Genomic DNA, 9,578 nt, shown 5'->3' with positions numbered 1-9,578 from the left:
GCAGACCGCGTATCCCGTGGGCGTCAAGCTCGTGGGGCCCGATGTGCAGCACCCCATGACCGTGGGTGACCTGCGCATCGTAGGGCCCAACGTGGGGCATCCCAACTTCATTTACTGGGACAAGGACAGCACGTCCTGTGCGCCCACCTGATTTCGGCATCCATCCCTCTTCGAAGGATCAGCATCATGAACATTCAAGGTAGCGTGGCCGTCATCACGGGCGGCGGCAAAGGCATTGGTGAGGCCGTGGCCAAACACCTGGTTCGACAAGGCGCGAAGGTGGCGATTGTCGACATGGGGCAGGCAGACATCGACCGCGTGGTGGCCGACATTCAGGCCATGGGCGGCCAGGCCATTGGCATTCAGGCCAATGTCACCAGCGAAGCCGACACGGCGCGCTTCATCCAGGCCACCATTGCGGCATTCGGGCAACTCAACATTGCCGTGGCCTGTGCGGGCATCATCCGTGACGGCACCATGCTGTCGCTGGACAAAGAGACGGGCAAGGTCTCCAAAAAGCTCACCATGGACAAGTGGCAGTCGGTCATCGACGTGGATCTGACGGGCACCTTCCTGACCCTGCGTGACGCGGCCGAGGCCATGGTCAACGGTGGCTGGGAGGGCATCCTCATCCCCATCTCATCGGTGAACAAGATCGGGCAGATCGGGCAGCTGAACTACTCCTCGACCAAGTCGGCAGTGGCGTTGATGCCCAAAATCATTGTCGGCGAGTTCCTGATGCGTGGCATTCGCGGCATCCGTTGCGTCGGCATTGCGCCGGGCTACACCGCCACGCCCATGCTCACCGGCATGAATCAGGAAGCCTTGAAGGCCATCCTCAAGGATGTCCACCTTGACCGCCTGATCGAGCCGCAGGAAATCGCTGACCTCATCGGCCACTGCGTCACCAATCAGGCGCTCAATGCCACCACGCTCGAGATCACGGGCGGGCTGTGCTACCCGGGTGGCATTGCCAAGTGACGTGGATGGAACCCATCCGTGCGTTCTGGCCGGGTGGGTTCACACATCTTTACCCCGGGTCCACAGCCGGTTTACCCCGGCTCGCCAACATGGCTGCATGGTCAGTCGACGTGTGTTGACTGCAATGTTGGAGAAAATGCCATGTTTGAAAGCAAGTCTTCTGCTGGGGTGAGCAAGGTTGCGCGTCGCCCTTGGGTTGTCGGTGCCCTGGTTGCTGCGGGTGTCGCCAGCGTTGTGTTGAGTGTTGGCGCGATCGCGGCCGAGCGTGGTGAGTTCCGTGCCATGCGTGAGCACGGCGGTGCATGCATGCATGCGCCCGAACATGGTGGCGCCATGGGCATGCCCCTGATGGGTGGGCGAGCGCTGGATCGCATGCTCGACGATGTCAAAGCGACGGACGATCAACGCAAGCAAATTCGTGCCATTGCGGATCAGGCGCGTGATGATCTGCGTGCGCTGCACAAGCCAGAGCAGGCCGAAGACTTCCATCAGCGCGCCATGAACCTGTGGACGCAAGCCAAGGTTGATGCGGGGGCGGCTGAAAAACTGCGTCTGGAGGTGCAGGCACATCACGACCAGATCAGCAAGCGGATGACGCAAGCCATGCTGGACGTGGCGCGTGTCCTGACACCAGAGCAGCGCAGCAAACTGGCGCAGCAGATGCAGGCGCATCACGATCGCATGAAGGAGCGTCTGGCGCGCATGCGTGAACGTGCCCCGCAAGGTGGGGAAGAGGGCGCCTCGGCCCCTAAGACCCCACCTGCTGAACGTCGTTGAGCACAAAAGCCCGGAGCGCGCGACAATGTCCGACATGAGTGAGCACATCCTGCTGATTGACGACGACCTGCGCCTGAGTGCCATGGTGGGGGACTACCTGAGAGGCCATGGCTATCAGGTGGCCTGTGCCCCCAGCTTGGCCGCGGGCCGTGAGTTGCTGGCGCGCCAGAGCTTTGACGCTTTGGTGCTGGATTTGATGCTGCCAGATGGTGACGGCTTGGACCTGTGTCGAGAGTTGCGCGCAGCGCCACGCACGCGCGCGCTGCCGCTCCTGATGTTGAGTGCCCGCGGCGAACCCACGGACCGCATTGTTGGACTGGAGGTCGGGGCGGACGACTATTTGCCCAAACCGTTCGAGCCGCGTGAACTGCTGGCGCGCATCCGTGCCTTGTTGCGGCGCACCAGCGTCACGACTGACGAGACGGACACTTGGCGCTTTGGCCGTTTGGAAATTGATACGGGATTGCGTCAGGTTCGGCTGGACAACAAGCCCTGCGACCTCACGTCCTACCAATTTGATTTGTTGTGCGTGTTGGCCCAAAACCCTGGGCGTGTACTCAGCCGCGACCAGATCATGGACTCGCTGAAGGGTCACCCACTGGAGGCGTTTGATCGGTCGATTGACGTCCACATCTCGCGCATTCGTGCGGCGATTGAAACGGATCCCAAAGAGCCTCGTCGCATCCTCACAGTGCGTGGGGTCGGCTATGTCTTTGCCAAGAAGCAGGACGCGGATCTCGACGCTGCATGAAAACCTTGGCGCTGCGCATTTACCTCACCGTGGTGGCGGTGTTGCTGGTGTTCGCCTTGATCACCGGCTGGTTGGCGCAGCGTAACCTGGAGCACGAGCGCACGCAGTTTCATTCACAGACTGCTTTGGCAGAGCGTGTGGCGGCGTGGGGTGAGTTGCTGGAAAACAGTCTCCCCCCTGTCACGGCCCCTCGCGCCGAACAGGCGCAGGCTTTCTTGATGTGGGCTGAGCGGTTGCGCATGCCCATGGCGCTGGACGACCCGCAGGGGCAACGCCTCGCGATGGCGCCCGTCTTGCAGGAGCGCCTTCAACGGCATCCTGAAGCGGTGGATGCGCTGCGGCAGGTCAAGCTGTCCGATGGCCGCACGCTGTGGGTGATGTTGCGGGTGGTACCTGTTTTGAAAGACCGCGGCGTCACACCTTTCGAGCGAGGGTTTGACGGCCCGGGTGGACCCAATGGATCGATGGGGCCTGGGGCACCCATGATGGGCGAGCCCCCCCGGCGCGGTGATGGTGGCCCGCCGCCCGAACTCTCTGCGGCAGAGGCCTCGTCATCGTTCAGACCAGATCGTCGCCCGTCACCTTTGGCTGTGCCGCCGCCCTGGCTATATCCCTTGGTCGGCGTGGTGCCGCCCTGGTTGATCCAAGGCGTGCCGGCGCTGGTGTTATCGCTGGTGCTGCTGTTCGTCGCGGTTGCGATTGGTGCTTGGCCGGTCGCCACACATCTCACACGTCGATTGACCGCATTGAGGCAGGGCGTGGAGCGATTCGGCACGGGGCAACTACAGCATCGCGTGGCGGTGGAGGGGCGCGACGAAGTGGCCGCTTTGGCCAGCAGTTTCAATGAGGCAGCGCAGCGCATTGAAGACCTCATCACTGCCAACCGCAGCCTGCTGGCCAATGCCAGTCACGAACTACGCTCGCCTTTGGCTCGGCTCAAAATGGCCGTGTCACTCATGGCAGACCTGCCACCTGAGCGCGCTGCGCAAATGCGAGAGGAAATTCATCAGGACATCCGTGAGCTGGACGCCCTGGTCGAAGAAGTTTTGCTGGCCAGCCGGCTGGATGCCAAGGCGCAGATCCAGTGCAGTCCGGTCGACCTGATCGGGCTGGGGTCGGAAGAGGCCGCGCGTGTCGGGGCCCAAGTCGACATCCGCCCTGGCTTTCCCACGCAGCCCTATCAGGGGGATGAGCGCCTGTTGCGGCGGGCAGTTCGCAATCTGCTTGAAAACGCCAAACGCTATGGTGGCTCGGACATCGAGCTGGCGCTTGCCATGTATGCCAACCGGCTCCAATTGCGCATCATGGACCGAGGTCCGGGGGTGCCCGAAGACCTGCGCGAGCGCATTTTTGAGCCCTTCTACCGACTACCGGGCCATGCCGAACATGCCGGCGGTGTAGGCTTGGGCTTGAGCCTGGTGCGTCAGATTGCGCAACGCCATGGCGGCGATGTGCGCTGCGAAGGGCGCGAGGGCGGCGGCAGTTGCTTTGTGATTGAACTGCCGCACCCGTCTGTCGTACGCTAACCAGGTCAGCGACCGATACTTTCGTACCTCAGTCCGGCTTGAGCGACCAAGTCCGGGGCATACAAATTACGGCCGTCAAAGACCACGGGGGTTTTGAGTTCAGTCTTGATACGCTCGAAGTCAGGGCTACGGAACTCCTTCCATTCCGTCACGATGAGCAGCGCGTCAGCACCAGGCAATGCATCTGTCGGCGATTCTGCATACTTCAGTCGCGGCTCATCGCCAAAGATGCGCTTGGCCTCATCCATGGCAACGGGGTCGTAAGCCGTCACCGTTGCACCGCGTTTGAACAGCTCTTCCAGCACAACGCGGCTGGTGGCTTCACGCATGTCATCAGTGTTGGGCTTGAAGGCCAGGCCCCACAGCGCAAAGTGCTTGCCTGACAGGTCGGCACCGAACTGTTTCACCACCTTGTCCACCAGCACAAACTTCTGACGGTCGTTGGCGGCCTCGACGGCTTTCAAAACCAATAGTTCTTGTCCCTCATCGGATGCAGTCTTGATCAGTGCTTTCACATCCTTCGGGAAGCAGCTGCCGCCATAACCACAGCCGGCGTACAAAAAGTGTGTGCCAATGCGGGGGTCTGAGCCAATGCCAACGCGCACTTGCTCAATGTCTGCCCCCATCTTTTCAGCCAACAGTGCCAGTTCATTCATGAAGCTGATGCGGGTGGCCAGCATGGCGTTGGCGGCGTACTTGGTCAACTCAGCGCTGCGCACGTCCATCACGACCAGCCGTTCGTGATTGCGCTGGAAGGGCGCGTACAGCGCACGCATCAACAAAATGGCTTGTTCGTCATCCGCGCCAACCACGATGCGGTCTGGTCGCATGAAATCGTCAACCGCCGCGCCTTCCTTCAGAAACTCGGGGTTCGACACCACGGCAAACTTCACGTCACAGTTGCGCTTGGCCAACTCCTCCGCCACGGCTGCACGGACCTTGTCGGCCGTACCCACAGGTACAGTGGACTTGTCCACGACCACTTTTTAGTCTGGCATCAAGCGGCCAATGTTGCGGGCTGCCGCCAGCACATATTGCAGATCGGCAGAGCCATCTTCATCAGGGGGGGTGCCCACAGCGATGAACTGAATGGTGCCGTGCGCTACGGCGCGGGCCACATCGGTGGTGAAGTGCAGGCGGCCAGCTTTCACGTTGCGTGCCACGACCAGATCCAAGCCCGGTTCATGAATGGGGATGCCGCCGTTTTCCAAAATCTCAATCTTGCGTGGGTCAACGTCCAGACACAGCACGTCATTGCCCATTTCGGCCAAACAGGCCCCGGTAACCAAGCCCACATAGCCGGTGCCGACAACAGAGATTTTCATATTGGAATGATAGAAGGTTGAATTTCGTACTGACCGAATTGTGTCACTGACGGAAGTAGCTGCTGTACCAAGCGGCAAACCGTTGAATACCGTCTTCCAGCCCTACCTCGGGCGACTGCCCCGTCCAGGCAGCCAAGGCGCTCACGTCGGCATAAGTTGCGGCCACATCACCGGGAGCCATGGGCTGCATGTCCTTGACGGCCTCCTTGCCTAATGCGCGCTCAAGTGTCCCAATGAAGTCCAGCAGCGGCACTGGCTCACTGCGCCCGATGTTGAACACCTTGTACGGAGCCCACGACTCGGCAGAGGATGGGTGGGCGCGGTCAAAGCCCTCATGGGGTTGAGGCGTGCGATCCAGTGTGGCCACCACACCGCGGGCGATGTCGTCGATGTACGTGAAGTCCCGCTTCATGTCCCCATGGTTGAACACCTTGATCGGCTCACCCGCCAGAATCGCTTTGGTAAACAACATCGGTGCCATGTCCGGGCGCCCCCATGGGCCATACACCGTGAAAAAACGCAAACCCGTTGTGGGCAAGCCATACAGGTGGCTGTATGTATGCGCCATCAACTCGTTGGCTTTTTTGGTGGCGGCATACAGGCTAACGGGGTGGTCTACTGCATCGGTTTCAGCAAACGGCATGCTGACGTTTCCGCCGTACACACTTGAGCTGCTTGCGTAAACAAGATGCGCCACCTTCTGATGGCGGCACATTTCGAGCACATTCACAAACCCCACCAAATTCGACTGCGCATATGCGTGCGGATTGGTCAGTGAATAGCGAACGCCTGCTTGTGCAGCCAAATGCACCACGCCGTCGAACCGGTGTCCTTGAAACAAAGATTCCAGCGCAGCCAAGTCGGCCACGTCCAGCTTTTCAAAGACAAAGCGCTCTGCGCCCGACTGTTGGCGCAAATGCGCCAAGCGATCCAGCTTCAACTGCGGATCGTAATAATCATTGAGGTTGTCAATGCCAACAACCTCATCACCACGTGCCAGCAGCAGTTGTGCCACGTGCATGCCAATGAACCCGGCTGCCCCGGTTACGAGAAACTTGCTCATCCCGCTATTGTCCCTGACTGGTAGCCGAGTTACGCATCGATCACCGTCAGGCGCGAGCATCACCCCAACGCAAGTAGGTCGATTCATCACCGATGTAAGTCGTCTGCCCTTGTCTGTTCACCACATAAGCTGGCGACGCCACGACCTCGTCAAAAACGGTGTTCTCGTTGAGGCGGGTGTATTCAAACAGCACGCTGCGCACCACTTGACTGTTCTTGCGCAGCAGGCTGCCATGACCAATCCACGCAGGCCCCACAATCTTCACGCCAGGCTCAACTTCCACGCTCGAGCCAATGTAAACCGGCCCATCAATGGACACAGAATCCCAGTCGATCTTCGTGTTCAACCCCACCCAAACACCGGGGCGCACTTCTTTGCCTGGCATTTGCATTTGCGCCACTTCACCGCGCAACACCTGTTGGCATACAGACCAGTAGTCGCTGACACGGCCAATGTCGATCCAATTGAAAAAGCGATTCTGCGCATAGAAGGGCAGATCTTTCTCTACCAACAGTGGGAAGAGCTGACTGCCGATGTCGAACTCTTTGCCTTGCGGCACCAAATCCAACACAGCAGGCTCAAAGATGTAGATGCCGGTACTGGCCAAGCGAGACAGCGCTTCTTGCGGTGCAGGCTTTTCCTGGAACGAGGTGACCTTCCCGCTCTTGTCTGCCACCACGATGCCGTAGTTTTTAACCTGATCCTCCGGCACTTCCAGTGTTACCACGCTGGCAATTGCGCCTTTGGTTTTGTGTTCAAACAGTGCCGCATTGATGTCCAAATCGATGATGGCATCGCCGCACAGCACCAGTGTGGTGTCATCAAAAAAACCGCTGAAGTCCTGAATACGGCGCATCCCTCCGGCAGACCCCAAGGGGCGAGGCACGATCTCGCCATGCTCGCGCACACCCTCGTAGGCATAACCGATCTGCACACCCCAGCGGTGACCATCCCCAAAGTAGTTCTCGATCTTCCAGTGGTTGTAGGCCACGTTGATCATGATTTCTTTGATGCCGTACCGCGCCAATTCTTCGATGATGTATTCCAGCACCGGCTTGCCCAGAATTGGAATCATGGGCTTGGGGGTTTGCTTTGTCAGTGGGCGTACACGGGTCCCTTGCCCGGCCGCCAGGATCATTGCCTTAGCCATTGTTATTACGTGTTGTTACTTGTAGTGATGGGCTCATCATGCAAGAAGCCCTCCCGGTAGACGATGAATTTTCCCCTTTTTCCCGCATTTGGGTGGGGTGGGGCCGCCATAATCAGCCTCGAAAGTCTTGCCTCCCTCCCCAAAACAGCACAACAAATGCTTCTGATCACAGGCGGCGCCGGTTTCATCGGCGGAAACTTTGTTCACCATTGGTTTGAGCGGGCCTCCTCTCAGGGCATAGCGCCGGAGCCGATCGTGGTCCTAGACAAGTTGACCTATGCCGGCAATCCGTACACGATTTCAGAACACCTGCGCACGGGGCGTGCCACGCTCATTCAGGCGGACATTGCTGACCGCGATGCCGTGCGCGCCGCACTGACGACGCATCGCCCGCGTGCCCTCATCCACTTTGCGGCAGAGAGCCATGTGGACCGTTCCATCCTGGGGCCGGGCGAGTTCATCCACACCAATATGGTGGGCACGTTCAGCTTGCTGGAAGAAGCACGCGCCTATTGGTCTGAGTTGCCTGAGGCCGAGAAGGCCGCTTTCCGCTTTCATCACATCTCGACGGACGAGGTGTTCGGCTCTCTTGACGACACCGACCCACCCTTCAGCGAAACCACTCCCTATGCCCCCAACAGCCCGTACTCGGCCAGCAAGGCGGGGAGTGATCACCTGGTACGGGCGTACTTTCACACTTACGGTCTGCCGGTACTGACGACCAATTGCAGCAACAACTACGGCCCCTATCACTTCCCGGAGAAGCTGATCCCGCTGATGATTCTCAATGCGCTGGAGGGCAAGCCTTTGCCGGTGTATGGCGATGGTCTGAACATCCGCGACTGGCTTTATGTGCGCGACCATTGCGAGGCCATTTGCCAAGTGCTGGAAAAAGGGCGCTTGGGCGAGACCTACAACGTGGGCGGCATCAACGAGATCCGCAACATCGACGTGGTGACCACCATCTGCCGCAAGTTGGATGAATTGCGTCCTCGTGCAGACGGCACGCCGTACGAGAGCCTGATCACCTACGTCAAAGACCGCCCCGGGCATGACCGGCGCTATGCCATCGACCCCAGCAAAATCCAACGCGAGATAGGCTGGCAACCTGCCGAAACATTTGCTTCCGGCATCGACAAGACTGTGCGTTGGTTCTTGACCCACACGGACTGGATCGACACGGTGCGCTCGGGCGCCTACCGCGAATGGTTGAACCAGAACTACGCGGAGCGCACATGAACATCTTGCTGCTGGGCTGCAATGGCCAAGTAGGGTGGGAGTTGCAGCGTGCACTGGCGCCGCTGGGCATTGTGACCGGCCTCAGCCATGACACGCCCGGTCCCGTTCAATGCCCGGATCTGCGCGCCGACTTTGCACACCCGCAAGACGTCGCCGCGATGGTACGTGCCGTGCGACCCGATGTCATCGTCAATGCGGCCGCTTACACCGCCGTTGACAAGGCCGAGACCGATGTGGATCGCGCGCGCCTGGTGAACGCAATGACGCCGACCGCGCTGGCGCAAGAGGCCGCTCGCAGCGGTGCCTTGCTCGTTCACTACAGCACCGACTATGTGTTCGACGGCTCAGGCGGGGCACCTCGCGATGAGCAGGCCCCCACCGCGCCGCTCAATGTGTACGGACAGACCAAATTGGAGGCCGAGCAGGCCATTCAAGCCAGCGGGTGTCGCCATCTGATCTTTCGCACCAGTTGGGTGTACGGCACACGAGGGCAGAACTTTGCCAAAACCATGCTGCGTCTGGCGGCGGAGCGAGATCAACTCCAAATCATCCACGACCAGGTCGGTGCGCCCACAGGAGCAGACCTGCTGGCCGATGTCACCGCGCACGCCATCCGTGCCACGCGCCACAACGAAGCCTTGACGGGGCTGTATCACCTGGTCGCCAGCGGGCACACCACGTGGCATGACTATGCGTGCATGGTGATCGACTGGGCGCGCACGCATGGCTGGCCTGTGCGTGTGGCCGCCGACGCCATTTGCGCCGT

Annotated in this window: 8 protein-coding genes and 1 pseudogene; 6 read left to right on the top strand and 3 right to left on the bottom strand. The window is 60.0% G+C overall.

Features of this window, described 5'->3' with window-relative positions; all coding sequences use genetic code 11:
• Positions 1 to 186: 186 nt before the first annotated feature.
• The 4 genes from ACMV18_RS00395 (at position 187) to ACMV18_RS00380 (ending at position 4,035) form a co-directional block, all read left to right on the top strand.
• A complete protein-coding gene (locus ACMV18_RS00395; RefSeq protein WP_374256868.1) occupies positions 187 to 981 on the top strand; it encodes an SDR family NAD(P)-dependent oxidoreductase in 795 nt (264 codons plus the stop codon).
• A 141-nt stretch (positions 982 to 1,122) separates the two neighbouring features.
• Positions 1,123 to 1,758 (top strand): Spy/CpxP family protein refolding chaperone, encoded by a 636-nt coding sequence (locus ACMV18_RS00390; protein ID WP_420816241.1) that lies wholly within the window; start codon positions 1,123 to 1,125, stop codon positions 1,756 to 1,758.
• Positions 1,759 to 1,792: 34 nt separating this feature from the next.
• The gene (locus ACMV18_RS00385; RefSeq protein ID WP_374256864.1) at positions 1,793 to 2,509 is read left to right on the top strand and encodes a winged helix-turn-helix domain-containing protein; all 717 of its coding nucleotides are present in this window, start codon (positions 1,793 to 1,795) and stop codon (positions 2,507 to 2,509) included.
• On the top strand, positions 2,506 to 4,035 hold the full coding sequence (locus ACMV18_RS00380; RefSeq protein WP_420816240.1) for a HAMP domain-containing sensor histidine kinase: 1,530 nt from the start codon (positions 2,506 to 2,508) through the stop codon (positions 4,033 to 4,035). The genes ACMV18_RS00385 and ACMV18_RS00380 overlap by 4 nt, the downstream gene beginning before the upstream one ends.
• A 5-nt stretch (positions 4,036 to 4,040) precedes the next feature.
• Here the strand turns inward: ACMV18_RS00380 and ACMV18_RS00375 are convergent.
• The 3 genes and pseudogenes from ACMV18_RS00375 to ACMV18_RS00365 form a co-directional block, all read right to left on the bottom strand.
• A pseudogene (locus tag ACMV18_RS00375) lies at positions 4,041 to 5,360 on the bottom strand (UDP-glucose dehydrogenase family protein).
• Positions 5,361 to 5,403: 43 nt separating this feature from the next.
• Positions 5,404 to 6,423, bottom strand: a complete 1,020-nt coding sequence (locus tag ACMV18_RS00370) for an NAD-dependent epimerase (protein WP_374256861.1) — start codon at positions 6,421 to 6,423, stop codon at positions 5,404 to 5,406.
• 46 nt (positions 6,424 to 6,469) lie between these two features.
• The gene (locus ACMV18_RS00365) at positions 6,470 to 7,561 is read right to left on the bottom strand and encodes a sugar phosphate nucleotidyltransferase (RefSeq protein WP_420816244.1); all 1,092 of its coding nucleotides are present in this window, start codon (positions 7,559 to 7,561) and stop codon (positions 6,470 to 6,472) included.
• A gap of 168 nt (positions 7,562 to 7,729) precedes the next feature.
• Between ACMV18_RS00365 and rfbB the strand changes: the two genes are divergently transcribed.
• Together rfbB and rfbD are read left to right on the top strand one after the other, a co-directional pair.
• Positions 7,730 to 8,812: a dTDP-glucose 4,6-dehydratase gene (gene rfbB, locus ACMV18_RS00360; RefSeq protein WP_420816239.1), complete on the top strand. Its 1,083-nt coding sequence runs from the start codon at positions 7,730 to 7,732 to the stop codon at positions 8,810 to 8,812.
• Positions 8,809 to 9,578 (top strand): dTDP-4-dehydrorhamnose reductase (rfbD, locus tag ACMV18_RS00355; RefSeq protein ID WP_420816238.1); only part of this gene is annotated, 770 nt, incomplete at its 3' end. The genes rfbB and rfbD, both read left to right, overlap by 4 nt.

This window comes from Aquabacterium sp., from assembly GCF_048860245.1.
GTDB lineage: Bacteria > Pseudomonadota > Gammaproteobacteria > Burkholderiales > Burkholderiaceae_C > Aquabacterium.
This window is presented reverse-complemented; position numbering and strand designations above follow the sequence as displayed.